Consider the following 25,484-nt stretch of genomic DNA (forward strand, 5'->3'; position numbering starts at 1 on the left):
AGGAACAATTGAAACAGATATACGAACGGGCCTTGCGGTTACAGCAAAAAAAGACTTTCCTTAAAAATGCGTGAAACATAAGATTCGCGCGTGTAAGGAGGCATTTGTATGGCGCGGCCAGGCAAAGCCATCTTCGATGTGACCATGATGGCCGGTTGGGCGTTTGCGGCAGTGCTAACAGGTTTGGTTGCCTTGACGATGGTGGATGACACCGGTGATTCCGCCCGAGACCCCAATGTTGTGGCAACATTGGACAGCGCCGATGCACGTCTAGTTACCGGGTCTATCGATCAAATGCCGTCCGCCAACCTTGAAAAGGCACTTGGTGAGTCGGAAACGGCTCTCGTCGACCAACAGAATCAGACCTTCAATCCGTTTTCGAAACGAACTGAGATCAATGCGCAGCAGTTGCAGGACTTAATCGCTGAATTGCACAAGATCAAGCAGGAAGTCGGTGCGTTTCATGTAACAATGAAACGGTTGCGTGATGAAAATGATCGTCTGAAACAGCGTTTGGCCAAACTGGAGCTTGATGGTCCTGTTGGGCAGAGTGGCTCAGTACGCGTCGTGGATCTTCCGCGACGGGATGACAGCCGCAACCCCTTTATTCTGGCCAATGGTCAGATCTCTCAGCCTATTGATACCCAATCAACGGGATCCATCGGAGCAACCGGCGCTTTGGAAGCCAATAGCGGTGCGTTTGACCCCTTCAAGGTGAATGATCAACCGAACATCAAGGTGACCGAGCAGCCCTTGACCATGGATTTTGAAAGGTCTACGCCTCATGACGCACAGATGCTGCCCAAAGACAAACCCACAGAGCACGTGGCTTCAGGCGGTGCGTTACAGCCTGTCAGTCAGGTTGTTTCTGCTCCAACAGACGTAAGGTTAAGTAGTCAAACGTCATTTGGGATTGATCTAGGAGCTTTTGTTTCCATCAGTGATATCCGAGCAGCATGGCAAGAGGTTTCTGGTGCGCAGAAGAATCTGGTTGGTGATTTGCGTCCGCTTAGTCGGGTTACAGAGCTTGACGATGGGCGGCTTGCTCTTCACCTCGTTCTTGGGCCTATTCCCAACGCAGCACAGGCTGCGTCGGTTTGTGCGCAATTGAACTATGCCAATTATGATTGTTCGGTTTCCGCCTATCGTGGACAAAGCCTTGCTTTGAACTAGAATGCGGTTTTGTTATCAGTAGGCCTGCTCTTTTGTATGGTGTCTGTCGACAGATAGAGATTGTTTCCGCTCTTTAAAGCAATTATTATCGGCCCCAGAATACCCTCCTTCTTCCAGTTTTTCGGAATTGTCTCTTGTCTCCCAAGTTCTTTGCCTATCTGCTGATGGCGGTCTGCCCGTTTCTGCTCGCCTCGAATATTGTTGTCGGTGCTGCTGCCGTTCATACGATTGAACCCTTTACGCTCACCTTCCTGCGCTGGGGGATTGCGTCAGCGCTCGTTTTGCCCTTTGCGTGGTCATCACTTTATGCCAACCGCAAGGCGCTCCTGTCTGAGTGGAAACTTATTCTGCTGACGGCTTTCATGGGGATGGGATTTAGCGGTTCGGGCGTTTATATGGCGCTCAAACACACCTCGGCCACCAATGGCACGCTGATCTATTCCTCCTGTCCGATCATTATCATCCTGCTGGAATGGATCTTCAGGGGACGCAAGATCTCGCTACGCGAAGCCATAGGGATTATTCTGGGTTTTACCGGTGTGTTGCTGATTGTGTGTAAAGGTCACCTTGAAACGCTATTGGCGATTGAATTTTCAAGCGGCGATCTGCTGTTTGTGGCGGCGGCAACTTCTTGGGCTGTCTATACGGTGCTCTCCAAGAAAAAGCTGTTTCAATCGCTTTCCACGATTGGCATGTTCACGATTGTTGGGCTGGTGGGCGCTGTTATCCAGATCCCGTTCATGATCTGGGAATTAGCCAATTATGACACGCTGCCCACCGGTATGAATCAATGGTTGAGCGTGGCTGGATTGGTCTTTTCGGCCTCTATCGGGGCGCTACTGGCCTATCAATATATGATCCGGGTGCTTGGTCCGGCAACGGCAGGCCTTGTGATGTATTTGATGCCGCCCTTCGGTATTTTTATGGCCGTGATGTTCCTTGGCGAAGACTTCAGAATTTTCCATCTTGTCGGCTTTATTTTGGTGATGAGTGGCGTTGTGCTGGCAACCTTTCCACTCAGCCTTCTGCGCAGACATAGAGCGGTAGAGGCTGTTGCTCAGGAGTAAGCGCCCTTCAAGCTGGCTTGGTCTTTAAAAGGGGTTGGGAGCTGCTTCCAGCCCCTTTCCTTTAGCCGATGGAGTTGAGAGCTGGCAGCATTTCCTGAAGCCAGAAGGCTGCATTCTGCACCTGACCAGTGATGAAAAGAATGCCAGTCAGGACCAGCAAAGCCCCCATGACCTTTTCAACGGTTCCCATATGCTTGCGAAAGCGTTGCATGGTGCTCATGAACTGCCCGGCAAAGAGCGCTGCGAGTAGGAACGGCACGCCCAGACCAAGGCTGTAGGCGGTCAGGAGCATCATGCCGCGTTGAACATTTTCCTCGGTTCCCGCGATTGCCAGAATCGTTGCGAGGACGGGGCCGATGCAGGGGGTCCAGCCAAAGGCAAAAGCCAATCCAATCAAATAGGCGCCAATGATCCCTGCCGGCTTCTTTTGAACGTTTACGCGCGCTTCACGGTAAAGGAAGGCAATTCTGAAAACGCCCAGAAAGTGCAGTCCCATGATGATGATGATGGCGCCAGCAACATAGGAAAAGAAACCCGAATAGAGCTTGAGATATTGCCCTATCACCGAGGCCCCTGCACCCAGAAGCACGAAGATGGTGGTAAAGCCCAGAACGAAGGCCAGAGCGGAAATGAAAATGCGCGTTGCTGCACGCTGTTTGTTCTCGTTGCCGGTGAACTCATCCATGCTCACGCCAGCAATATAGCAAAGATAAGGCGGCACCAACGGCAGAACGCAAGGGGAAATGAAGGAGATGAAGCCAGCGAGAATCGCGCCGGTGATCGATACATCAAAATTCATTTCCTAGCTCCTTCAATTGCGAAATACCAAATTTTCGAATTCATGTTTAAAAAAAGCGCGGTTTTCTGCTTAGGGGGTGGAGATTGCTTTGTCCAATCACGCTGTCGCGATATGCCTTGCACTCGTCATCCATTTCAGCTGTAGCATGCTGCTTTCAAATATGATGTCCATATCCCTATTTATCCACCTTTGCACTCGGAGATCGGATAAGGGGGCACGATGCCGTTCAGGTCGATTCCAGGACGTCAGAAACCCAGAGATTGAATCGTGCATCCAAACACGCCTTGATCGCTTCTCTATTCAGGTTTGAAATCACGAATTTATGACCTTAATGAGGGTTTTCCACGAAAAGTAAAATGAATTTGGCGAGGGTGTTGACTGGGGCGCAAAATGCGTTACAACAGCGCTCACCAACGTTAAGTGCCCGTAGCTCAGTTGGTAGAGCATCCGACTTTTAATCGGACGGTCGAAGGTTCGAATCCTTCCGGGCATACCATTTTCCTCAAAATTTGAAGCGCTTATGGGATTCTCTTAATTGAGGAATTCAGTCGTTTTGGTTTTTAGGTTTGGTTTGGTTTTCCAGACAAATTTGTTGTAGAAAACCATATTTAGCGGAATTCATCGCTCGACTGAGTGGAAAATTCTGCTACAAGGGTCCGGCCTTTAACACAAAGGCAATGCGATGGTTTTACCATCACTTATGGAATATGTGCCCGTAGCTCAGTTGGTAGAGCATCCGACTTTTAATCGGACGGTCGAAGGTTCGAATCCTTCCGGGCATACCATTCCCCTCTCCCCCCAAATCATTGATATTGCAAAGAAGACATCTGGTCTGGCTTGTGATGCAGGCCGCTTTGCATCGACGTGTTCCGCTTGGATGAAAAAATTTAACAAAACGGTGCAGAACACCCAAAAGCGTATTAACGCGTATATTGATTTTTTCTCCTGCTCTGGTAAAAGACTGTCATCAAATTGATAAACAAGACTTCTCGTTTTGTTGTTGGTTAAGCGCCATTAGCTCAGCTGGTAGAGCATCCGACTCTTAATCGGACGGTCCAAGGTTCGAACCCTTGATGGCGTACCACTCTCTTCTTTCACTTTGACCTGCGTTTTATGCATAGACGATTTATGTCATCTCTGGCTGCGTTCTCAGATTTGGCCTAAAGAAAAGGCCACAGCCTCTGAAAGAGACTATGGCCTTGTTGTTAAATGGGACACACAAGCGCTCTAGAGGGCTGGCATATCGCCCCGAGCCCAGCCTTCCTTGACTTCGGCCTTATGGTCTTCAAACCGGCCCGCCTCGATCGCATCACGCATGCCCTGCATCAGGCTCTGATAGTAAGCAAGATTGTTCCAGGAAAGCAGCATGGCACCGAGGGCCTCGTTGGATTTGACGAGGTGATAGAGATAGGCTCGGGAATAGTCACGCGCGGCTGGACAATCGCTCTCAGGGTCCAGTGGGCGCGGATCATCCTTGTGACGGGCATTCTTGAGGTTGACCTTGCCAAAGCGCGTAAAGGCCAAGCCATGGCGTCCTGCCCGTGTTGGCATGACACAGTCAAACATGTCTACACCGCGGCTGACCGCTTCCATCAGGTCATCGGGTGTTCCGACGCCCATCAGATAGCGTGGTTTGTTCTCTGGCAGAATAGGACATGTGACATCGAGAATGTCCAGCATGACGGCCTGAGGCTCACCCACGGCCAATCCGCCGATGGAATAGCCTTTGAGATCCATAGCCTTGAGTGCCCGAGCCGATTCTTCACGCAGACGCGGGATGTCTCCCCCCTGAACAATGCCAAACATGGCCTGACCGGGACGGTCGCCAAATTGGGTCTTGCACCGCTCGGCCCAACGCAGGGAAAGCTGCATGGCCTTCTCAATTTCAATTTCCTTGGCTGGCAGACGTGTGCATTCATCCAGCTGCATCTGGATATCAGATCCGAGCAGGCACTGGATTTCGATGGAGCGTTCCGGCGTCATCATGAATTTGGCGCCATCAATGTGGGATTTGAACTCAACCCCCTCTTCGCTCATCTTGCGCAACTGCGCCAGCGACATGACCTGAAACCCGCCCGAATCCGTCAGAATCGGGTAAGGCCAGTTGGCAAATTTATGCAAGCCCCCAAGGGCATCCACACGCTCTGCACCTGGGCGTAGCATCAGATGATAGGTGTTGCCCAGAATGACATCGGCCCCAAGGTCGCGCACCTGTCCCGGATACATGAATTTGACCGTTGCGGCGGTGCCTACCGGCATGAAGGCTGGGGTGCGAATGGTACCGCGTGGCATGAAGACTTCGCCGCGCCGTGCCTTGCCATCCGTTGCCAAAAGCTTGAAGCCAAATTCGGTCGGGGCCGGATTCGGCACAGGCTGGCCTTTGTTCATGCGGTCGGCGCCAAGAGGTGGCGTGGTTTCACTCATTTGCATCTGATCTGTCATTTGGTCTCTTCTCCTTGCGCCGCGCCTTTGTGTCTTTCAGGCAGCAGAAGCGAAGAATCTCCGTAGGAATAGAAGCGATAGCCATTGGCAATGGCATGGACATAGGCCGCCTGCATGCGGTCGCGCCCCATAATGGCGGAAACGAGCATGAACAGGGTTGATTTTGGCAAATGGAAATTGGTCATCAAGCCATCAATGGCACGGAAGCGATAGCCGGGCGTGATGAAGATGTCCGTATCTCCGCAGAAAGGCCGGATGATGCCGTCGTCCCCTGCTGCGCTTTCCAGCAGCCGCAAGGATGTGGTGCCGACTGCAATGATACGGTTGCCGCGGGCGTGAACCGCGTTAAGCTTATCGGCAAGCGCGGGGCTGATTTCGCCCCACTCGGCATGCATCTTGTGATCGTCGGTATCTTCTGCCTTGACGGGCAGAAAGGTGCCTGCGCCCACATGCAAGGTTACGAAATGACGCTCGATCTTCTTTTCATCAAGCATGGAAAACAGACGGTCAGTAAAATGCAAACCGGCCGTGGGGGCAGCTACAGCGCCATCCTTGTCTGCGTAGATCGTCTGGTAATCGGTCTTGTCTTTTTCGTCTTCTGCGCGTTTTGAGGCAATATAGGGGGGCAACGGGATATGTCCCACGGATGCGATGGCCTGATCAAGGGCCGTTCCGTCGCAGTTGAACCGCAGACACACCTCGCCCGCATCGCCTTTTTCTGAAATTTCTGCCGAGAATCTATCGCTGAAGTCAATGCGATCACCCAGCTGGACTTTCTTGGCTGGTCGAGCAAAGGCGCGCCAGGTGGAAAGATCTTCGCGCTTGTGCAGATTGAAATGGATGCCTGCGCGGATTTCGCCCCGTACCCGCGTGCCGGAAAGCTCGGCAGGAATAACCTTTGTGTCATTGAAAACAAGCGCATCGCCCGGCTCAAGAAAATCGGGAAGGTTGAGCACGCTATGGTCTTCGAAAGCGCCGGTTGGTGGCACTAGAAGCAGCTTTGCTTCATCGCGCGGATTGTGGGGGCGCAAGGCGATAGAGTCTTGGGGGAGATCAAAGTCGAAGGAGTCGACGCGCATGGTTCAGGCGATTCTCAAATGGGCGTTTACAGGGCGCCCGGTCATTCAGTTTGACCAAGCGCGGTTTTGCAGGACAACACGATATCCATCGGGATCTTCAAAGGTGATCCCGTCGACATCCCAATAGGTATTGTTGGATTGAACGGGTTCATATCCCGCATTGCGTATCATATCAACCCGTTTCTGCCATTCTGTCTTGTCTGGCAGATAGAAGACGAGCAGGCCTTCCTCATCAGGGGCTTTGGGGGCGGTTATCCCCTGCTCTTTGGTGAATTCAAGATGATAGGGTGCATTCGGGTGGCCGATGATCAGTCCATCAAAGCCATTGTGCCCTTTAAAGGAGCCGAGAAGGGAAAAGCCCAGACCATCGCAATAGAAGCGCTTGATGGCTTCGAAATTGCGACATGAGCGGGCGACGCGCATTTTGGGAAAACGGGTGTCATAGCTCATGTTGGTCCGGGCTCTTCGATCTTTAATGGGTGCCAGACCTTAGAGGTCAGCTGCAACCTTCATGGAAACGATGCTGTCAGGATCCTGAACCGGTTCGCCGCGCTTGATCTTGTCGATATTTTCCATGCCCTCGATAACGTCACCCCAGTAGGTATACTGGTTGTCGAGCCAAGGAGCGGTATCAAAGCAGATGAAGAACTGGCTGTTGGCAGAGTTCGGGTCCATGGAGCGGGCCATGGAACAGGAGCCGCGAAGATGCTTGGTTGCGGAGAATTCTGCTTTCAGGTTCGGCTTGTCGGAACCACCGGTGCCGGTGCCATGCGGGCAGCCAACCTGTGCCATGAAGCCGTCGATTACGCGATGGAAGACGATGCCATCGTAAAAGCCTTCACGGGCCAATTCTTTGAGGCGTTCGCAATGGGCCGGTGCCAGGTCCGGGCGCAGCGCGATGACAACCTTGCCTTTTGTGGTTTCCATAACGAGTGTGTTTTCGGGATCTTTAATCTCTGCCAATTGTCTCTTCCTTATTGGTTCGAAAGGGTCCTTGAATTCAAGCCACAGGTGGCTTCATCCTGTTAAAGTTTGTTTTAATGGAGTTATTCGGCTGCGTCTGCAGCGACTTGCATCTTAACGATGACGTCAGGATTGCGCGGCGGTTCGCCCTTGTTGATCTGGTCAATATATTCCATGCCGGAGGTGACCTCACCCCACACGGTATATTGGCGATTGAGCCATGGTGCATTGCCGAAAGTGATAAAAAACTGGCTGTTGGCGCTATTGGGGTTGTTGGTGCGGGCCATGCCAATGGTGCCGCGCTTGAAGGCGTGGTTGCTGAACTCGGCTTTCAGATCAGGAAGATCAGATCCGCCTGCGCCAGTCCCAAGAGGGTCGCCCGTTTGGGCCATAAAGCCATCAATGACCCGATGGAATTTGAGGCCATCATAAAAGCCTTCTCTTGTCAGGGTCTTGATGCGTTTGACATGGTTTGGGGCAATATCGGGAAGCAGCTTGATGACCACCCGGCCATATTTGGTGTCCAGATAGAGCGTGTTCTCCTTGTCCTGAGCCTGTGCGGTCAGGGGAGCAGTCAGCGCAAGCGCCATAACGAGAGCGATGCATGCCAATGTGCGATGAATGAGAGCCATGAAATTTCCTGTCAGCTAGTGAGCTTCTGTTGGAATGCGGCCTGAACTGCATCAGGCACAAACGGAGATATGTCTCCGCCCAAGGTTGCTACCTGCCTTACAAGGCTGGCGGCAATGTGGCGGACTGCTCCGCTCGAAGGCAAATAGATCGTATGAATTTCTGGCGCCAGTGTTTCATTCATACCCGTCATTTGCATTTCGTAATCGAAGTCTGTGCCGTCGCGCAGTCCGCGGATCAGAATGGTGGCGTCAACGCGTTTGGCAACGTCGATGACAAGGTCATCAAAAGCCACCACTTCAAGCACGGTGTTCGTATCCCGCGCGATGGGCGCAACCACTTGGTTGATCAGGGCAAAGCGTTCATCCTTGGAGAAGAATGGTTTCTTGCCGTGATGCACACCAATGGCGAGCACGAGCTTGTCCACGATATGGCACGCGCGCTCAACGATATCGAGGTGCCCCAAGGTGATCGGATCGAAGGATCCCGGGTATATGGCGATTTTGTCTGTCATGAAGAAAGTCCTAGACTCACCGCTCTTCAAGCACAAGACAGAAATGGTCTAACAAACAAGGAAGAAAAAAAAATTGAACCATTCTGCACCTTCGCGCGTCTTATAAATGAAGGATGTTAACGAAGGTGAATGAAAGATGAACGGCTCGCTCAGTGCCCTTTCATCTGAGGAGCTCTAAAATGGACACGAAAAGACAGAATGAGGATCCTGTATTCGGGACTGATAAAATGACTGCTCTTAAAAGAACCAAGTTAATCGTAGCAACTGGCCTTCTTGTTTGCTTCATGGGGCTGACCTTTATTGCAGCAAGCGGGCATGCCGCCCTCTCTGAAGGTTATGGTTCCGATTTTGAACTCTCAAGTCTGTCTCTTTGGAATGATGTCCAGTCTGGCCAGTGCATTGCGCGAAAAGGAGCGCAAACCTGTGAGCCGGTGAGCCTCTAAATTCCATAGAATACCCTACCCCGGTGGCTTGGACGATGGTCCATGGCGACACCACCGAGATTTCTGACCTGGTAGAATAAGCAAGTGATCTTGACGGATCACTTGCTTATTTTTTGCGGCTTCTTTATCTCTGCCGTTTTGGGCAAATAAAAAGGGCTCCATGAGAGCCCTTTTCTTTCGTGATCATATTGAATGCCGCCGAAGCGCTTATTCCTGTTCTGGCGTATCATCCGAAGGCGTATCGTCAGAAGGCGTTTCGCCGGATGGTGCTTCACCTGTCGGATCAACACCCGTCTCGTCGGTTTCCTCTTTTTCGTCCTCAGGAATACGCTCTACCGAAACCACACTCTCGTTTTCACGGGTCTTGAAGACCGTGACACCCTGAGTGGAGCGACCTGCGATGCGGATACCATCAATCGGACAACGAATGAGCTGGCCACCATTGGTGACAAGCATGATCTGGTCGGTTTCTTCAGCCGGGAAGCTGGCGACCAGACGTCCGTTGCGCTCGTTGACTGCCATGGCGACGATGCCTTTGCCGCCACGACCCGAGGTGCGATATTCATAGCAGGAAGAGCGCTTGCCGTAGCCATTTTCCGAAAGGGTTAGAACAAACTGTTCTGCCGCTCCCATTTCAGCGTAGCGTTCAACCGGCAATGCGGTGGTTGGTGCATCTGCGGCGACTTCTGCCCCATCCTCGCCATTGACGGCGCGACGGGCGGCATTTGCCTGACGTAGATACTCGTTTCTTTCTTCAGGCGTTGCATCGAAGTGATGAAGGATCGACATGGAGATGACCTTGTCGTCTTCTTCAAGACGGATGCCGCGCACGCCGGTGGACCCGCGAGACTGGAAAACTCGCACATCTTCAACCGGGAAGCGGATGCATTGGCCCTTGGCTGTGGTCAGAAGAACATCATCGGTCGCGCTGCAGGTTTCAACGCCGACGATGCCGTCTTCAGACCCGTCTTCAAACTTCATGGCGATCTTACCGTTGCGGTTGACCTGTTTGAAGTCCGACAGCTTGTTACGACGCACGGAGCCGGAAACGGTGGCGAACATCAGGTCGAGCGTATCCCAGCTCTCTTCATCTTCCGGCAGAGGAAGGATCGACGTGATGATTTCGCCTTGTTGCAGTGGCAACAGGTTGATCAGGGCCTTGCCCTTGCCTTGAGGGGCAGAGAGTGGCAGGCGCCAGACCTTCATCTTGTAGGCAATGCCGCGCGAGGAGAAGAACAGCACCGGCGTGTGGGTATTGCCCACAAACAGCCGCGTGACGAAATCTTCGTCCTTGGTGGCCATGCCCGAGCGCCCCTTGCCACCACGACGCTGTGCGCGGTAGGTGGAAAGCGGAACGCGCTTGATGTAGCCGGAGTGCGAGAAGGTAACGACCATGTCTTCGCGCTGGATCAGATCTTCGTCGTCAAAGTCTGCGCCGCCCTCGACAATTTCCGTTTTACGCGGGGTGGCGAACTCTTCCTTGAGCGCGAGCATTTCATCTTTAACGATGGTGAAAATGCGTTCACGTGAGCGCAGGATGTCAAGATAGTCCGAGATCTTCTCACCCAGCGCATTCAGTTCATCGCCAACCTCATCACGCCCCAGAGCTGTCAGGCGCTGCAGGCGCAGATCGAGAATGGCGCGTGCCTGCTCTTCAGAGAGGTTATAGGTGCCATCTTCATGAATCGTGTGTCGCGGATCGTCGATCAGCGTGATCAGGGGCGCAACATCTTCCGCAGGCCAGCGGCGTTCCATCAACTGGGCCCGGGCCGTTGCCGGATCCGGTGCCTGACGGATGGTGCGGATGACTTCATCAATGTTGGCAACAGCGATGGCCAAGCCAACCAGCACATGAGCCCGATCACGGGCCTTGTTGAGCAGGAACTTGGTCCGGCGGCTGACAACTTCTTCGCGGAAGGCGTTGAAGGCGACCAGAATATCACGCAGGTTCATCAGCTCTGGTTTGCCACCATTCAGCGCAACCATGTTGCAGCCGAAAGAGGTTTGCAGCTGGCTGAAGCGGTAGAGCTGATTGAGAACGACATCGGGGACCGCGTCGCGTTTCAATTCAATAACAACGCGCATGCCCTGACGGTCAGATTCGTCGCGAATATCGGAGATGCCTTCGATGCGCTTGTCGCGCACGGCTTCAGCGATCTTCTCGATCATCGTCGCCTTGTTTACCTGATAGGGAATCTCGTGAACGATCAGCGCCATGCGGTCCTTGCGGATCTCTTCCACATCGACCTTGCTTCGCATCATGACCGAGCCGCGGCCCGTTGCATATGCGCTGCGAATGCCGGCACGGCCAAGAATGATGCCGCCGGTCGGGAAGTCCGGACCCGGGACGATTTCCATCAGCTCTTCGGGGCTGAGGCTCGGATTGTCGATAAGAGCAACGGACGCGTCAATCACTTCGCCCAGATTGTGCGGCGGAATGTTGGTTGCCATGCCGACGGCGATACCCCCTGCCCCGTTGACCAGCAGGTCCGGGAATTTGGCAGGCAGAACAGCCGGTTCGCTTTCGGAGCCGTCATAGTTATCGACGAAATCGACGGTGTCCTTGTCCAGATCGTCCAACAGCGTGGAGGCGACCTTTTCAAGGCGACATTCGGTATAACGCATGGCAGCAGCACTGTCGCCATCGACCGAGCCGAAGTTACCCTGGCCCTCGACAAGCGGAACGCGCAGGGAGAAGTCCTGCGTCATGCGCACCAATGCATCATAAATGGCACTATCACCATGAGGGTGATATTTACCCATGACGTCACCGACAACACGCGCAGACTTGCGGTACGCCTTATTCCACTCGTAGCCATTTTCATGCATCGAATAAAGAATACGGCGATGCACCGGCTTGAGGCCGTCGCGAACATCGGGCAGCGCACGAGACACGATCACGCTCATCGCATAATCGAGATAACTGCGCTTCATTTCATCCGTTATGGATACGGGCTTGATATCGGTACCGGGACCGTCGCCCGAGAGTGTATCTTGTGTATCTGTCAAAGGAGAATCTCTATCCCTGTCAAAAGGTATCCCTGTATAGCTGATTTAGCCTCGCGCAGCAAAGTTTTGCTCGCTTCCTGTGCGCAAAATGGCGCAACAATCACAGGATGGATGTTGAATATGCTGCACGCATGGTCAATGATGGGGTTCACATTTGATATTGCATTGCTTTATCGCTCATTGTCCAACCCTGTTTTTCGCAGAAAGGCGCCCTGAATGCCGCCAATTGACGTCATGCTCAATGCATTTGTCACCCTTTTCGTTACCATTGATCCGATTGGCCTTGCGCCGATCTTTCTTGCTGTAACCAGTGGTGCGTCCAAACAGGCACGCATTAAAATCGGGACGCGAGCGGTCATCGTGGCTGCCGGTATTTTATTGATTTTCGCGCTGATTGGCCATGTCATACTGCAGGTGCTGGGTATTTCGCTGCCAGCCTTCCGAATCGCCGGTGGTCTTCTGTTGTTTGCCATCGCCTTCGAAATGGTGTTTGAAAAGCGCGAAAAGCGGAAATCGCAGTCTGCCGAGCAAGCGCTCTCAGATGATGAGATGCATGACATTGCTGTTTTCCCATTGGCGATCCCGCTCATCGCCGGGCCCGGCGCTATCTCCGCCGTGCTGCTTTTGGGCTCTCAATCCTCTGACTGGATCAGCCGCGGGGCGATCTTCGCGATCGTCATTTTTGTGCTTTTGCTGGTGCTGTTGACCTTCGTCATTGCGGGCTGGGTGGAGAAGATGATGGGCGAAAGCGGACGGAACATCCTGACCCGCCTGCTCGGCGTTCTTCTCGCCGCGCTTTCGGTGCAATTCATCGCCGATGGCATCAAGGCGATCATCGCTGTTGGGTGAAGGTCTGGAGGGGGGCATTGCGGGCATTGTTCTGAAATTGCATGTCGATCAATCAAATCAAGCACACTCAGTTCTCCGTGACTACTTTGTTAACCCTAATTTCGATCAAAAAGGTCTCTAATATTGAGATTAACTTTCACGGAGAAAAGTCGAGCGAGTTTGTGAAATAGGCTCTCGCTAGGTCGAAAACTAACAGATCGTCGAAATGTTTTCCCCTCTTCTGTAAGCTCGTTGGCGAACTCGCCTTCAACTACGTAACCACAGTCCTTCAATTGTTCCACAATCTCTGGGAGTTGATCTACTTCAGAAAGTAGTTCGTTTCCGGTGATCCGGTGGCCATGCTCAGTAGCCGTTTTCATATTAGCCTCGATTTGAGCTTCTGTACTATACCCCATATCGATAAGACCCAATGCCAAGCTATCAGCTGGTGGAAAAAAGTATTGGAAGATATTCAACTCGCAAAGTCGTTCTTTAACCTTGTCAATTTTCTTTATGTCGCTGAATAAATCCCAATCATCGTCTGATAATTCGTAAGTTGGTAAAGGACAAATTCCTTGCTGTCTATCTGCTGCCAAATTATCTATTTTTGAAAATTTTGTCAGAGCGTCAACAAGGAGCTGAGGCAAGTCCTCGCTATTTGTAGATCGCGCCATCTCCTTCCAATCAATTGATGTGATTTGTTCCATGAAGGTGAGTACATGAGATTTCACTGGAAGATTGCTTTTGGCAATCGAATTTAGTGCAGCAGTAGCAGGTGCCCCGTAAGTCTCCTTCAAAAAATCACTCGCTTTGTCACCTAACTGAGGAAGCATCGTGAGCGGCATGATTTTTTGAATATCGATGGAGCCTGAGTCCGTGAAAAACATATTTCGGGCTGTATGGGCAAGGTCGAGAGCGAGTGGCCTAGCTACAAGAACTTTCACATCGGTCATTGTTGCTTGTACATCAACTCGCATTAGTGCAGCTATTCGAGGATTGTATTCGGCAGAAACCAAAACTACCCGTTTGCTACTATCATCGACCCCGATAGCTTCAACTGGATGTGAAATGCCACTCGCTCCGCGTATCTCCTTGGCTTCACGAAACTCTGTACCAATAGCCGCGCAGAAAGTTTCCCAGATTGGAGGCACATTTTTCTCATTCGTCACAACAATCGATCCTTTAAACAATGTAAGTAGCATAGTTGGATAATTACACTCTAGACAGGATCAATAAAAGGCTTTTGGTAACGCTATACTCCATTGCCAGAATGTTCTGTGTAACTATGAGTTTAGATAACAAGTTTCGAATAGTTGCGCTCTTGAGCAAAAGTCAGCTTCGTCAGCATAGCTGAAACTTGTTCGTCAGTATAAAATGCCTCAATAAAAAGCCCAACACACTGTGCCGGGCTTTTCTTTTGTTTGTGTGCTCTTCCTTCTCGCTAGACCGGCCGGTCAGTCCCTTTGAGGGCGATATAGATGGCCGGGATCACCAGCACTGTCAGCAGGGTGGAGGACGCCAAGCCGAACAGAAGCGAAATGGCGAGGCCCTGGAAGATCGGGTCTGCGAGAATGACCACTGCACCAATCATGGCGGCAAGCGCCGTGAGCATGATGGGTTTGAAGCGGATGGAGCCCGCTTCCAGCAGGACTTCCTCGAGCGGCCGGCCAGACCCCTTTTCATGGCCAACGAAATCGACCAGCAGGATCGAGTTCCTGACGATGATACCAGCAAGCGCAATGAAGCCGATCATCGAGGTGGCCGAGAATGGCGCATGGAAGATCCAGTGACCGATCATGATGCCGATGAGTGTCAGCGGGATTGGCGTCAAGACCACCAGCGGCACGCGGAAGGAGTGGAACTGTGCAACAACAAGGGCATAGATGGCAAGGATGGCGATGCCAAAGGCTGCCCCCATGTCACGGAAGGTGACCCACGTGACTTCCCATTCGCCGTCCCACAAAAGAGCGACCTCGGAATCATCCTCAGGTTGCCCGTGTAGAATGATCTTTGGCTTTGGTAGATCACCCCAGTCATGGGAATCGATTTTGTCCTGTACGGCCAGCATGCCGTAAATGGGCGCCTCAAAGTCTCCGGCAAGGTCAGCCTGAACCATCTCGTTGGGCCGTCCATTGTGGCGATAGATCGGGAAGCTTGCCTGCTCGCGATCAATGCGGATCACGTCGCCAAGTTCCACCACGCCGCGTTCGTCGGGAATGGAGTTCTGCGGCACCGGAATGGTCAGGAGCCGTTCGGAAATAGTGAGGTCGGATTTGTCCGGTTTCACGGCGATCTCAACCGGTCGACGTCCGCCGCCCTTATGGGAATAGCCAACCACCTGACCGTTCAGATAATAGGAGATGGTGTTGTAGACATCGCCTTGTGAAACATTGTGATATTCCAGATTATCCTGATCGATGCGTAGGCGTGCCCGTGTCGTCGGTGTGCCGAAGCTATCGTCGACATCGACAATGAACGGAACTTCCTCAAACAGCTTGCGTACTTCGGTTGCCACGGCACGACGGGTTTCCGGATCGGGGCCATAGATCTCGGCAAGAAGCGTCGAGAGAACCGGCGGACCTGGTGGTACTTCCACCACCTTCAGCACGGTGCCTTCAGGGGCTGGCAGATCCTTGATCAGGTCACGCACTTCAAGGGCGATTTCATGGCTCGTGCGGCTTCTATCCGCCTTGCCGGACAGGTTGATTTGCAGATCGCCCATTTCCGGACTTGAGCGGAAGAAATAGTGCCGCACGAGGCCATTGAAGCCAAACGGAGCCGCTGTGCCCGCGTGGGACTGGATGGACTTGATTTCCTCAACGCCCTCCAGTTTGTGGGCAGCCGCCAGCAGAAGCCGGTCGGTATCTTCCATGGAAGAGCCTTCGGGCAGATCAGCAATGAGCTGCATTTCCGACTTGTTGTCAAAGGGCAAGAGCTTCACGGTCACATGCTTGGTATAGATCAGCATGGTCGATCCGATGGTGGCAAAGCCGACGATCAGCAGGAAGGCCCAGGCGTGGCTGCGACCGTGGAGTACGGGTCTGGCAAAGGAGCGATAGACGCGCCCCAACACGCCGCCGTCCTCAGCTTCGCTATGGCCCGGTTTGCCGATGAGATTCATCAGCCATGGGGTCAGCATGACAGCAACGAAGAAGGACAGCACCATTGCGGCAGAGGCGACGGCCGGAATCGGGCTCATATAGGGGCCCATCATGCCGGATACGAACATCATTGGCAGAAGCGCAGCCACAACAGTCAGCGTGGCAATAACAGTCGGGTTGCCCACCTCGGCTACGCCTTCGATGGCTGCCTGAATCTTGGAGCGATCATCCTTCATGGCCCAGTGTCGCGAGATGTTTTCGATCATCACGATGGCATCATCCACGAGGATGCCGATGGCGAAGATCAACGCAAACAGGGATACGCGGTTGATCGTGTAGCCCATCAGATAGGCCGCAGCGAGTGTCAACAGGATGGTCGTCGGGATGACGATCAACACAACGATGCCTTCGCGAACGCCAATGGCGAGCCCCACAAGAATAACGATGGATACGGTCGCCAGCCCCAGATGATAGAGCAGTTCGTTGGCCTTTTCGTTGGCCGTTTCACCATAGTCTCGTGTTACGTCCACCTGAATGCCCTGAGGGATGATTTCCCCTTTGAGCTGTTCGACGCGATCCAGAATGGAATGCGCGATGACAACGGCGTTGGCACCCTTGCGCTTGGCAATGGCCAGCTCAACAGCGGGCAATCTGTTGAAGCCGCCCCCTTCTTTTGGCGTCAGGTTCCAGACGCGGTGGTCATCCTGACTGCCTCCAACCACGATGGTCGCCACATCCTTGACGTAGACCGGGCGTCCATCAAGCGTGGTGAGGAGCAAAAGGCCGATATCAGGCATACCATCAAGGGTCTGACCAACGGCAACAGGCACTGTTTTGCCCGCTTCACGCACGGAACTGGCCGTGAAGGATTTGTTCGCTGCCTGTATCTTGCCAACCAGCTGTTGCAAGGTGACGCCGTAGAGGGCCAGTTTTTCCGGGTCCGGTTCCACGCGGATCTGGTTGGTCTGGCCGCCGACGATATAGGTCAGGCCAATATTGTCGAGCTTGGCCAATTCTACGCGCAGCTCGTCCGCTATGTCATAAAGAGCGGTGTCGTTCCATTTGTCAGCTACCGATGGCTCGGGAGACAGAGTGAGCACCGTGATGGCGACATCATCGATGCCGCGTCCAACGATTAGGGGTTCGGATATGCCCACGGGCATCCGGTCCAGATTGGCGCGGATCTTGTCATGCACCCTGAGAACGGCGGCATCAGAATCCGTTCCCACAAGAAAACGGGCCGTTACGATGACGCGGTCGTCATAGGTGTTGGAATAGACATGATCGATGCCATTGATGCTCTTGATGATGGTTTCCAGCGGTTCCGTGATAAGCTTGACAGCATCTTCTGCCTTGAGGCCATTCGCAGAGACCTGAATATCCACCATCGGCACTGAAATTTGCGGCTCTTCCTCGCGAGGCAACATCATTAGGGCGATGAGGCCAAGCGCGAAAGCCGTAATCAGCATCAAGGGCGTCAGGGGCGACGTGATAAAATTCTTGGCCAGGTTGCCCGAAATGCCAAGAGCATGGGATTTCTTACTCATTTTATGACTTTCGTCCCTTTATGGCTGAATGAGTTCGTCGCCGACAGCAACGCCGGTCAGAATTTCAATCATGTTCTTGCCATTCTCATTGTAGGGTTGGCCCACCTGCACCGCGATTTCAGTCGGTTGGCCGTCTATGCCCTTGGCACGCACAAAATCGATGCCTGAACGGGTGAAGACCAGATCTTGTGGCACGAGATAAGCCTGGCGGCTGCCCGCTCCGACGCGGACCTGAATGCGTTCGCCAACAAAATAGTCGCCCAAGCCTTCAACGCTGGCATCGGCAAGAACCCGCCCATCCGAGATCTCCGGATAAACCTTTACGATCTCGCCGGTTTGCAGACAGGACGGATCGCACTCCATGCCACGACCGGCCAGCTCGATCGGATCGCCCTTCTTGAGGAATTGGGCGTGGCGCTCTGGCAGAGCCATGCGCAGGATATAGTTGTCTTTGGCAATGGTGGCGATGGATTCGCCGGTCATCACCACGGCACCAACCGTGATGGGCACTTCGAGCACACGCCCGGCCTGAGGCGCCAAAACGGCCCCCTCCTCCATCTGGCGAACAACGACTGCTTTTTGTGCTTTGGCAGCTTCGAGATTGCTCTGGGCGACATCAAACTGTGTGTTTGCAGAATCAAGCCGCGCTTTCGTGGTCGAGCCGCGTTCGAATAGTTGCTGGGCCCTATCAAGTTCGGTCTTGAGGTTGGATACTTGTCGCTGCGCCGCATTGATCTGGGCATCAAGGGCTTCGATCTGAAGGCTCAGCTTGGGGTCTCGCACCATGGCGATGGTTTCTCCAGCCTCGACATAGCTGCCCTCAGTGACGTTCAGTTCCTCCACGGTGCCAGATGTCCGCACGCGGGCCGAGAGGGAATCAGTGCTCTGCACGGTGGCAAAAACCGCCTTTTTGTCTTCAATGGATGTTTGCTGGACTGTGAAGCTGTTTGCGGTGGTCGCATAGCCTGCAACGGTCAGAGCGAACAAACAGGCTGAAAGAAAAGTGCCTCGTTTTTGGAGTGCCTTGCGCATGGAAACTCTCTCCTGCTGTCAAATTACGTATATTAGTAATTACGAATATAAGAAAACAATTACATTGTCAAAGCCTCATCTCCAGTTTTTATCTATTTTCATACTCAGGTCTATCCGGTAGAAGATTGAGCGACAATTTGCTTATAGATACCGTCGTTGGGAGAAAATAACGTGGCATCTCACGGTTCAAAGAAAGTCATTTATGCAGCATTGGCTGGCAATACGTTGATTTCAATTACGAAATTCGTCGCAGCTACAATTACAGGATCATCCGCGATGCTGTCGGAAGGCATTCATAGCCTTGTCGATACCGGTAATCAGGGATTGTTACTCTATGGTATAAGACGCTCGGGGAGACCTGCCGACATCAAGCATCCTTTCGGCTATGGGGCTGAATTGTATTTCTGGGCGTTCGTTGTGGCTCTGCTTATTTTTGCTGTCGGTGCCGGTTTGTCTCTGTATGAGGGCATTGAAAAAGTGCTGCATCCCGAACCGATCGGAGACCCGACGATCAACTTTGTCGTATTGGGAGTAGCCTTCTGCTTTGAAGGGTGGGCCTGGTTTGTGGCCTTGCGCGAATTCCGCAATACGAAGGGCAAGCGGAGTTATTTTCAGGCGGTTGCCGACTCCAAAGACCCAACAGTCTTCACTGTGCTGTTTGAAGATAGTGCGGCCATGCTCGGCCTCATCGTTGCAGCTGTAGGTATTGGCCTTTCCCATTATCTTGAGCTTCCCTGGATGGATGGGGCGGCCTCTATTGTTATCGGCCTTATTCTTGGCATGACCGCGATATTGCTGGCCTATGAAACCAAGAGCCTGTTGATTGGGGAAGCTGCTTCCACCGAGAGCGAGGCCGAGATCGCTGCAATCGTCAATGCGCATCCGGCCGTGACCACGGTCAATGAATTGCGCACCATGCATCGTGGGCCGAACGAAATTCTGCTCGCGCTTAGTCTTGATTTTCGCGATGACATGATTGTGGGGCAGTTGGAGACAGTGATTGCAGATCTTGAGCGTCACATTCGTGAGCGTGTGCCGCAGGTCCATCGCGTCTATATTGAAGCGCAGTCTTATGTAGACCACAAATCGGTCGAAGCACAGCTGACTTCATCTCATTGAGTTACTCGAGATCCTTTGAACCGATATGCGTTGTAACGACTGGCTAAAAAATAGATCTTTAAAGGAAAAACCCGGCATTGAGCCGGGTTTTTGATTCTTTATCTGTGATGGGATACGCATCAAAACGGAATATCGTCGTCCATTTCGTCGCGGAAGCCACCAGAAGGCTGGCCACCCCCTGAAGGGCCCTGCCCGCCGCCGCCGAAGCCGCCCGGGTTTCCGCCACCATAACCACCGCCACCAGGGCCGCCGAAATCGCCGCCACCGGACTGGCCGCCGCCAAATCCGCCACCGCCACCGCCTTCGCCGCGGTTATCCAGCATGGTGAGGTTGCCATTAAAGCCTTGTAAGACGACTTCTGTGGAATATCGATCCTGTCCGCTCTGGTCCTGCCACTTGCGCGTCTGCAGCTGGCCTTCCAGATAGACCTTTGAGCCTTTTCTGAGATACTGCTCGGCGATCCGACACAGGCCCTCATTGAAAATGACCACGCGGTGCCATTCGGTCCGTTCGCGCCGTTCGCCAGAGTTGCGATCTTTCCAGCTTTCGGAAGTGGCGACAGACAGGTTGCAGATCGGGCGGCCATCCTGAGTTCTGCGAATATCGGGATCTGCTCCCAGATTGCCAACCAGAATGACTTTGTTTACGCTACCGGCCATTGCTTTGTCCTTTGTTTCTTTGCTGTGTCCTGATGATCCGATCAGGGTTTTGGCACAGCATATGCGGCTTCGCTGCTGACTTCCATATGGGCTTTGGCGCAATCCCCATCCTTTGGTTCATGCGTAATTTGCATAGTCGTGTTGCAATGAATAGGTTCACAACATAGAACAAATCAGGTACAAATAAAAGCCCTGCGCCTAACATGACCATGATTGGAAGCAATCAAAATTGGCCATTGCCTTGATTTTTATAAACCGATATTGCATCGGGAGAAAAATGTGACCCGTTGCCAAGGGAGCTGTGATCTCTGGCTCTCCAGGCATCGTAAAGCATAGTCGGGTGAAAACCAGACGCCTGCCTCGCGCTGATAGAAAGACTGTTTGACATGACGATTGATAAAAAAGTGTCCGTTGCACCTTCGATGAAAGCGATATCGATTCGCGGTGCCCGGGAACATAATCTCAAGAATGTTGATCTTGATATTCCGCGCGATCAGCTCGTGGTCATGACCGGCCTGTCTGGCTCCGGCAAAAGCTCGCTAGCGTTTGATACCGTCTATGCCGAAGGGCAGCGACGCTATGTTGAATCCCTCTCGGCCTATGCTCGCCAGTTTCTTGAAATGATGCAGAAGCCCGATGTGGATTCCATTGAGGGGCTTTCGCCTGCCATTTCCATCGAACAGAAAACGACCTCGCGTAACCCGCGTTCGACAGTCGGGACCGTGACTGAGATCTATGACTATCTGCGCCTTCTGTTCGCGCGCGTGGGTATTCCTTATAGTCCGGCGACAGGCTTGCCGATTGAAAGCCAGACGGTCAGCCAGATGGTGGACCGTGTCATGGAGCTGCCCGAGAAGACCCGCTTTTTGCTTTTGGCGCCCATTGTGCGTGGGCGCAAGGGCGAGTTCCGCAAGGAGTTAGCCGAGTTGGTCAAGCGCGGGCTCACGCGCTTCCGGATTGACGGGCAGATGTATGATGACGGCGATTTGCCGACGCTGGACAAGAAGTTCAAACACAATATCGAGGTTGTCGTTCACCGTATGGTGGTCAAGGAAGGCATCGAGAAACGCCTTGCCGACTCGCTCGAATTGGCTCTGGAGTTGGCCGATGGGCTGGCCATCGTCGAAATGGTGGATCAGAAGGAAGAGAATGGGGAAGCCAAGCGGATTACTTTTTCGGAGAAGTTCGCCTGCCCTGTTTCCGGTTTCACCATTCCGGAGATCGAACCAAGGCTCTTTTCCTTTAACAATCCGTTCGGCGCCTGCCCTGTTTGTGATGGTCTGGGGAGTGAACTTCAGGTGAGCCCCGAGCTCGTCATCCCTGACAACTCCCGGAGCATCAAGGATGGGGCGATTGCGCCTTGGTCCAAGACCTCGTCTCCCTTCTATCGCCAGACGTTGGAGGCGTTGGCCAAGCATTTCGATTTCTCTCTTACGGTTCCCTGGATCGAGCTGCCCTTCAAGGCGCAGGAAGTCATTCTCTATGGTACCGGCAAGGAGAAGGTGCTCTTTGTTTATGATGACGGGGCGCGATCCTACAAGACGACCAAACCGTTTGAAGGTGTCATTCCCAATCTTGAGCGTCGGTTTAGAGAAACCGAGAGCAGCATGGTGCGCGAGGATATTGGCAAATATCAATCTGCCCACGCTTGCTCTGCCTGTGATGGGCATCGCCTCAAACCCGAAGCGCTTGCGGTCAAGCTGGATGGCAAGCATATCTCACAGATTTCAAGTCTTTCCATTCGCGCCGCAGCCCGGTGGGTGCAGGATCTGCCCGCCACCCTGTCTGAAAAACAGATCGAGATTGCGGAACGTATCCTTAAGGAAATTCGCGAACGGCTGAAGTTCCTCAACGATGTTGGCCTTGAATATCTGACGCTCTCGCGTGGTTCGGGGTCGCTCTCTGGCGGTGAAAGCCAGCGCATCCGGTTGGCCTCCCAGATTGGTTCTGGGTTGACCGGAGTTCTTTATGTTTTGGATGAGCCATCTATCGGCTTGCATCAACGCGATAACGCACGCTTATTGGAAACACTCAAGCATTTGAGGGATCTAGGCAACACGGTGATTGTCGTTGAGCATGATGAAGACGCTGTGTTGGAAGCTGACTTCGTTGTCGATGTTGGGCCTGGGGCTGGTATTCACGGTGGGCACATTGTGTCTCAAGGCACGCCGGCCGAAATCATGGCCGATCCGGCGTCTCTCACGGGCCAGTATCTTTCTGGTGCGAAGACCGTTTCTGTTGACCATAGTCGCCGCAAGGGAAAGAAAAAGAAACAGATCACGGTCGTCAATGCGCGTGGCAACAACCTCAAAAATGTTACGGCTTCCATTCCTCTTGGCACTTTTACATGTGTGACCGGGGTGTCTGGCGGCGGCAAGTCCACTTTCCTTATTGATACGCTATATAAGAGCGCGGCCATGAAGCTGAACAGGGCGAGGGAGATGCCCTCGCCGCATGAGCGGATCGAAGGGCTGGAGTATGTCGACAAGGTGATCGATATCGACCAGTCCCCCATCGGACGGACGCCGCGCTCCAACCCGGCCACCTATACTGGCGCCTTCACGCCTATTAGAGACTGGTTCGCGGGGCTGCCCGAAGCCAAGGCGCGCGGCTATGCACCCGGTCGCTTTTCCTTCAATGTTAAAGGCGGGCGCTGTGAAGCTTGTCAGGGCGACGGCGTCATCAAGATCGAGATGCATTTCCTGCCGGATGTCTATGTTACATGTGATGTTTGCAAAGGGCATCGCTATAACCGAGAAACACTGGAAGTTCAGTTCAAGGGTAAGTCGATTTCAGACGTACTTGATATGACCGTTGATGAAGCGGCTGACTTCTTCTCTGCGGTTCCTGCTGTACGTGACAGGATGGTGACTTTGCAACGGGTCGGTTTGGGCTATGTGAAAGTGGGGCAACAAGCCACGACGCTTTCTGGTGGCGAGGCGCAAAGGGTCAAGCTTGCCAAGGAGCTTTCGAAACGCTCAACGGGGCGGACGCTCTATATTCTGGATGAACCGACCACAGGCTTGCATTTTCATGATGTGGCCAAGCTGCTCGAAGTTCTTCATGAATTGGTCAATCAGGGCAACACGGTTGCCGTGATTGAGCATAATCTTGAAGTGATCCAGACTGCAGACTGGATTCTTGATCTTGGACCGGAAGGTGGTGACGGCGGCGGGCAGATCGTCGTTGAAGGAACGCCTGAGGACGTCATGAAGTGCGAAGAAAGCTACACGGGTCAGTTTTTGAAAGAACTGAAGGAACGGCGTGATTCTAAATCGTGAGTCCTTTTTGATTTTTATTGAGGGAAAATACGTAATACTTTCGGCGATGCACAATGAGAATTGTTTCTGGGAAAAATTTCAAGATATTGAACTTGTTCATTTTTTTCCAAAACTCTCATTGTGTTTTAGCATGCATTGATCTAAATCACTGATGTGATCGCTATTTGTGTTGCGTTGCAAAATTCGCAATAATGAATATTGCAATTTTCTGACTTTCCTTCTCAAGATTTTTGCTTTTCACAAGCCCCCTGCTCTTGACCAAGTAAGCATACGTCCTACTACGTATGTTCGCGTGATTTTGAGATTCGAAACCGCATATTTCCAAGTCATTGAAGTGATGTATTAATTTCCTGAATTTCGTTCTGGCTATGCGAAATGTGCGAGGCCTTTGAAATAGCAATGACGGTTTTGCATGATCTGCAAGACAGCTATGCATATTTTTGCAGTGCAAATGTCGGGTGTCTTTTGCTATCTATTTATCAACAGCAACGAGATGTTGATTAAAAAACGAAACAGTCATCTCTTTAGAGATGCAGAGTCACTTGAAGGTTCGGCAACGTAGGATCGAAAAGATGCTTGATACGGTTGTTCAGAATTATAGGCAGTGGCGCAATTTTCGTGACACGGTCGATAATCTTAATCGTCTGTCGAATAGAGAATGCGAAGTCAGCATTTCTCGTGCAGACGTAACGCAGACCGCACGACGCGCGGTTGGTATGTAACAGATTTATAGGAATCCAGACTTTCTCCTCCTCCCGAAAGTCTGAGACGTTTCGAAACGATTCCTCCCCGTTTTGAAACACCCTTAGAAGCCCACCGGATCTCCTCCCCCGGTGGGCTTTTCTAATTTCAGGCATTAAATCCAAAGAATCGACACTCAACGGTCAGTGGCCGCAGAATGTGTTTTTTGTTATGCGTAGATGCTCTGCCAGCCAGCTATCTCCAGGCTTAGCGGCTGAGCATCATGGTGTGCTGTGGGATAAAAGAGGCTCTAATGTCTGGCTGGGGATTCAGCCATCCAGTCTTCCAGAGGCTTGATCTTGGGAAAGACGCCATTGTCATAGATCCAGCTATCGATCGCGTAGCGTCTGTCATTCTCGGTATTGAGTACGACGGCGGTTGCGTGAGGGTAGCGGCCATCAAGGAAGAAGCCTCGTGCGACCGGCGATTGAACCTTGTGGTATTTCAGAAAGCCATGCTGCTGGGCAAAAGTGATGAGCGATGTGGTGTTACTGGCTTCGTCTATGCAGTCCATCTGGCCGGGGACGCCGGCATTCCTCATATCCAGCCCACCCTTGTCCTTATCTGAACCGACATAGGGGCCGACACGTTTTTCAAACCAAGCGACGGCATTGCCTATGGCCTTAAGCTCCGCCTCGGGGCTTTTGCGCCCGGCGTGGAGTATTCTCTTGAGTTTTGCAAGATCGCCCTTGGTAAAGTGATAGCCATATTTCAGGCTGCAGCCGAATGCGTGGCAAACATAGATGGTAGTTTTCGTGGGGGCGCGATTGTTCATGGCGCTGATCCAGCCGCTGGTGGAGCTGGATGTCTGGGCGTTGCATCCTGCCAACGCAATCAAAAGGGGAACGGTTGTTATGAGTTTGAATTTCATGAAGATTGTTCCCGTTTGATAGGCCTTCGATCTGTGGTTCAATGTGTGTTATCACTGCGTCGTCAAACTGCCAACAAAAAAGTGGCTATTGTCCTACGAACAAGACCCGAGTTTCCTGCGATGAAATTTGAGTCAGATTTTCAGCATGTCTTGCATTTTTCCAAAACAGTGTTAGGTATCGCTACT

At 52.6% G+C, this 25,484-nt stretch carries 19 protein-coding genes and 3 tRNA genes; 9 read left to right on the top strand and 13 right to left on the bottom strand.

What is annotated here, in order from left to right:
- Positions 1-108 precede the first annotated feature (108 nt).
- Both BM258_RS15130 and BM258_RS15135 read left to right on the top strand, forming a co-directional pair.
- Positions 109-1,173 (top strand): SPOR domain-containing protein, encoded by a 1,065-nt coding sequence (locus tag BM258_RS15130; RefSeq protein ID WP_090073689.1) that lies wholly within the window; start codon positions 109-111, stop codon positions 1,171-1,173.
- A 134-nt stretch (positions 1,174-1,307) separates the two neighbouring features.
- Complete coding sequence (locus BM258_RS15135; RefSeq protein ID WP_090073690.1) at positions 1,308-2,240, top strand: DMT family transporter; 933 nt, start codon at positions 1,308-1,310, stop codon at positions 2,238-2,240.
- 61 nt (positions 2,241-2,301) lie between these two features.
- Here the strand turns inward: BM258_RS15135 and BM258_RS15140 are convergent, their stop codons facing one another.
- Positions 2,302-3,039 carry a cytochrome c biogenesis CcdA family protein gene (locus BM258_RS15140; protein WP_090073691.1) on the bottom strand — a complete coding sequence of 246 codons (738 nt, stop codon included), beginning with the start codon at positions 3,037-3,039 and terminating at the stop codon, positions 2,302-2,304.
- A 420-nt stretch (positions 3,040-3,459) separates the two neighbouring features.
- Between BM258_RS15140 and BM258_RS15145 the strand changes: the two genes are divergently transcribed.
- The 3 genes from BM258_RS15145 (at position 3,460) to BM258_RS15155 (ending at position 4,123) form a co-directional block, all read left to right on the top strand.
- Positions 3,460-3,535, top strand: a tRNA-Lys gene (locus tag BM258_RS15145).
- 213 nt (positions 3,536-3,748) lie between these two features.
- Positions 3,749-3,824, top strand: a tRNA-Lys gene (locus BM258_RS15150).
- Positions 3,825-4,047: 223 nt separating this feature from the next.
- Positions 4,048-4,123: transfer RNA gene (locus BM258_RS15155), tRNA-Lys, on the top strand.
- A gap of 143 nt (positions 4,124-4,266) precedes the next feature.
- Here BM258_RS15155 and tgt read toward each other — a convergent pair.
- The 6 genes from tgt to coaD form a co-directional block, all read right to left on the bottom strand.
- Complete coding sequence (gene tgt, locus BM258_RS15160) at positions 4,267-5,427, bottom strand: tRNA guanosine(34) transglycosylase Tgt (RefSeq protein ID WP_090073814.1); 1,161 nt, start codon at positions 5,425-5,427, stop codon at positions 4,267-4,269.
- Between the two features lie 50 nt (positions 5,428-5,477).
- The gene (gene queA, locus BM258_RS15165) at positions 5,478-6,560 is read right to left on the bottom strand and encodes a tRNA preQ1(34) S-adenosylmethionine ribosyltransferase-isomerase QueA (protein ID WP_090073693.1); all 1,083 of its coding nucleotides are present in this window, start codon (positions 6,558-6,560) and stop codon (positions 5,478-5,480) included.
- Between the two features lie 45 nt (positions 6,561-6,605).
- Positions 6,606-7,010, bottom strand: coding sequence for a VOC family protein (locus BM258_RS15170; RefSeq protein ID WP_090073695.1), 405 nt, complete (start codon positions 7,008-7,010; stop codon positions 6,606-6,608).
- 39 nt (positions 7,011-7,049) lie between these two features.
- Positions 7,050-7,523, bottom strand: coding sequence for a peptidylprolyl isomerase (locus BM258_RS15175; protein WP_090073697.1), 474 nt, complete (start codon positions 7,521-7,523; stop codon positions 7,050-7,052).
- An 83-nt stretch (positions 7,524-7,606) separates the two neighbouring features.
- Positions 7,607-8,113: a peptidylprolyl isomerase gene (locus BM258_RS15180; RefSeq protein WP_090073815.1), complete on the bottom strand. Its 507-nt coding sequence runs from the start codon at positions 8,111-8,113 to the stop codon at positions 7,607-7,609.
- 53 nt (positions 8,114-8,166) lie between these two features.
- Positions 8,167-8,667, bottom strand: a complete 501-nt coding sequence (coaD, locus tag BM258_RS15185) for a pantetheine-phosphate adenylyltransferase (RefSeq protein WP_090073699.1) — start codon at positions 8,665-8,667, stop codon at positions 8,167-8,169.
- A 179-nt stretch (positions 8,668-8,846) separates the two neighbouring features.
- Here coaD and BM258_RS15190 point away from each other — a divergent pair, with 179 nt between their 5' ends.
- Positions 8,847-9,110 (top strand): hypothetical protein, encoded by a 264-nt coding sequence (locus tag BM258_RS15190; RefSeq protein ID WP_090073700.1) that lies wholly within the window; start codon positions 8,847-8,849, stop codon positions 9,108-9,110.
- Positions 9,111-9,317: 207 nt separating this feature from the next.
- Here BM258_RS15190 and gyrA read toward each other — a convergent pair whose 3' ends face one another.
- Positions 9,318-12,044, bottom strand: coding sequence for a DNA gyrase subunit A (gene gyrA / locus BM258_RS15195; RefSeq protein WP_090073701.1), 2,727 nt, complete (start codon positions 12,042-12,044; stop codon positions 9,318-9,320).
- A gap of 291 nt (positions 12,045-12,335) precedes the next feature.
- Here gyrA and BM258_RS15200 point away from each other — a divergent pair, with 291 nt between their 5' ends.
- Positions 12,336-12,968, top strand: coding sequence for a MarC family protein (locus tag BM258_RS15200; protein ID WP_090073703.1), 633 nt, complete (start codon positions 12,336-12,338; stop codon positions 12,966-12,968).
- Positions 12,969-13,063: 95 nt separating this feature from the next.
- Here BM258_RS15200 and BM258_RS15205 read toward each other — a convergent pair whose 3' ends face one another.
- The 3 genes from BM258_RS15205 to BM258_RS15215 form a co-directional block, all read right to left on the bottom strand.
- Positions 13,064-14,116, bottom strand: a complete 1,053-nt coding sequence (locus BM258_RS15205) for a hypothetical protein (RefSeq protein ID WP_139229290.1) — start codon at positions 14,114-14,116, stop codon at positions 13,064-13,066.
- Positions 14,117-14,388: 272 nt separating this feature from the next.
- Complete coding sequence (locus BM258_RS15210; protein ID WP_090073706.1) at positions 14,389-17,595, bottom strand: efflux RND transporter permease subunit; 3,207 nt, start codon at positions 17,593-17,595, stop codon at positions 14,389-14,391.
- Positions 17,596-17,613: 18 nt separating this feature from the next.
- Positions 17,614-18,627 carry an efflux RND transporter periplasmic adaptor subunit gene (locus BM258_RS15215; protein ID WP_090073708.1) on the bottom strand — a complete coding sequence of 338 codons (1,014 nt, stop codon included), beginning with the start codon at positions 18,625-18,627 and terminating at the stop codon, positions 17,614-17,616.
- A 171-nt stretch (positions 18,628-18,798) separates the two neighbouring features.
- Here BM258_RS15215 and BM258_RS15220 point away from each other — a divergent pair, with 171 nt between their 5' ends.
- Positions 18,799-19,746 (top strand): cation diffusion facilitator family transporter, encoded by a 948-nt coding sequence (locus tag BM258_RS15220; RefSeq protein WP_090073710.1) that lies wholly within the window; start codon positions 18,799-18,801, stop codon positions 19,744-19,746.
- Between the two features lie 119 nt (positions 19,747-19,865).
- On the opposite strand, the gene BM258_RS15225 is transcribed toward BM258_RS15220, so the two are convergent.
- The gene (locus BM258_RS15225) at positions 19,866-20,405 is read right to left on the bottom strand and encodes a single-stranded DNA-binding protein (protein ID WP_090073711.1); all 540 of its coding nucleotides are present in this window, start codon (positions 20,403-20,405) and stop codon (positions 19,866-19,868) included.
- Positions 20,406-20,791: 386 nt separating this feature from the next.
- Here BM258_RS15225 and uvrA point away from each other — a divergent pair, with 386 nt between their 5' ends.
- Complete coding sequence (gene uvrA / locus BM258_RS15235; RefSeq protein WP_090073714.1) at positions 20,792-23,686, top strand: excinuclease ABC subunit UvrA; 2,895 nt, start codon at positions 20,792-20,794, stop codon at positions 23,684-23,686.
- Positions 23,687-24,677: 991 nt separating this feature from the next.
- On the opposite strand, the gene BM258_RS15250 is transcribed toward uvrA, so the two are convergent.
- The gene (locus BM258_RS15250; protein ID WP_090073717.1) at positions 24,678-25,298 is read right to left on the bottom strand and encodes a hypothetical protein; all 621 of its coding nucleotides are present in this window, start codon (positions 25,296-25,298) and stop codon (positions 24,678-24,680) included.
- Positions 25,299-25,484: the final 186 nt, after the last annotated feature.

This window comes from Cohaesibacter marisflavi (assembly GCF_900115225.1).
Lineage (GTDB): Bacteria > Pseudomonadota > Alphaproteobacteria > Rhizobiales > Cohaesibacteraceae > Cohaesibacter > Cohaesibacter marisflavi.

What these genes read in the sequence shown, in the direction of transcription:
- gyrA (WP_090073701.1), bottom strand. Translation starts at nt 12,044, where the DNA reads ATGAAGCGCAGTTATCTCGATTATGCGATGAGCGTGATCGTGTCTCGT.
- queA (WP_090073693.1), bottom strand. Translation starts at nt 6,560, where the DNA reads ATGCGCGTCGACTCCTTCGACTTTGATCTCCCCCAAGACTCTATCGCC.
- BM258_RS15225 (WP_090073711.1), bottom strand. Translation starts at nt 20,405, where the DNA reads ATGGCCGGTAGCGTAAACAAAGTCATTCTGGTTGGCAATCTGGGAGCA.
- BM258_RS15180 (WP_090073815.1), bottom strand. Translation starts at nt 8,113, where the DNA reads ATGGCGCTTGCGCTGACTGCTCCCCTGACCGCACAGGCTCAGGACAAG.
- BM258_RS15140 (WP_090073691.1), bottom strand. Translation starts at nt 3,039, where the DNA reads ATGAATTTTGATGTATCGATCACCGGCGCGATTCTCGCTGGCTTCATC.
- BM258_RS15200 (WP_090073703.1), top strand. Translation starts at nt 12,336, where the DNA reads ATGCCGCCAATTGACGTCATGCTCAATGCATTTGTCACCCTTTTCGTT.
- BM258_RS15130 (WP_090073689.1), top strand. Translation starts at nt 109, where the DNA reads ATGGCGCGGCCAGGCAAAGCCATCTTCGATGTGACCATGATGGCCGGT.
- BM258_RS15210 (WP_090073706.1), bottom strand. Translation starts at nt 17,595, where the DNA reads ATGAGTAAGAAATCCCATGCTCTTGGCATTTCGGGCAACCTGGCCAAG.
- coaD (WP_090073699.1), bottom strand. Translation starts at nt 8,667, where the DNA reads ATGACAGACAAAATCGCCATATACCCGGGATCCTTCGATCCGATCACC.
- BM258_RS15190 (WP_090073700.1), top strand. Translation starts at nt 8,847, where the DNA reads ATGGACACGAAAAGACAGAATGAGGATCCTGTATTCGGGACTGATAAA.
- BM258_RS15215 (WP_090073708.1), bottom strand. Translation starts at nt 18,627, where the DNA reads ATGCGCAAGGCACTCCAAAAACGAGGCACTTTTCTTTCAGCCTGTTTG.
- BM258_RS15250 (WP_090073717.1), bottom strand. Translation starts at nt 25,298, where the DNA reads ATGAAATTCAAACTCATAACAACCGTTCCCCTTTTGATTGCGTTGGCA.
- uvrA (WP_090073714.1), top strand. Translation starts at nt 20,792, where the DNA reads ATGACGATTGATAAAAAAGTGTCCGTTGCACCTTCGATGAAAGCGATA.
- BM258_RS15170 (WP_090073695.1), bottom strand. Translation starts at nt 7,010, where the DNA reads ATGAGCTATGACACCCGTTTTCCCAAAATGCGCGTCGCCCGCTCATGT.
- tgt (WP_090073814.1), bottom strand. Translation starts at nt 5,427, where the DNA reads ATGAACAAAGGCCAGCCTGTGCCGAATCCGGCCCCGACCGAATTTGGC.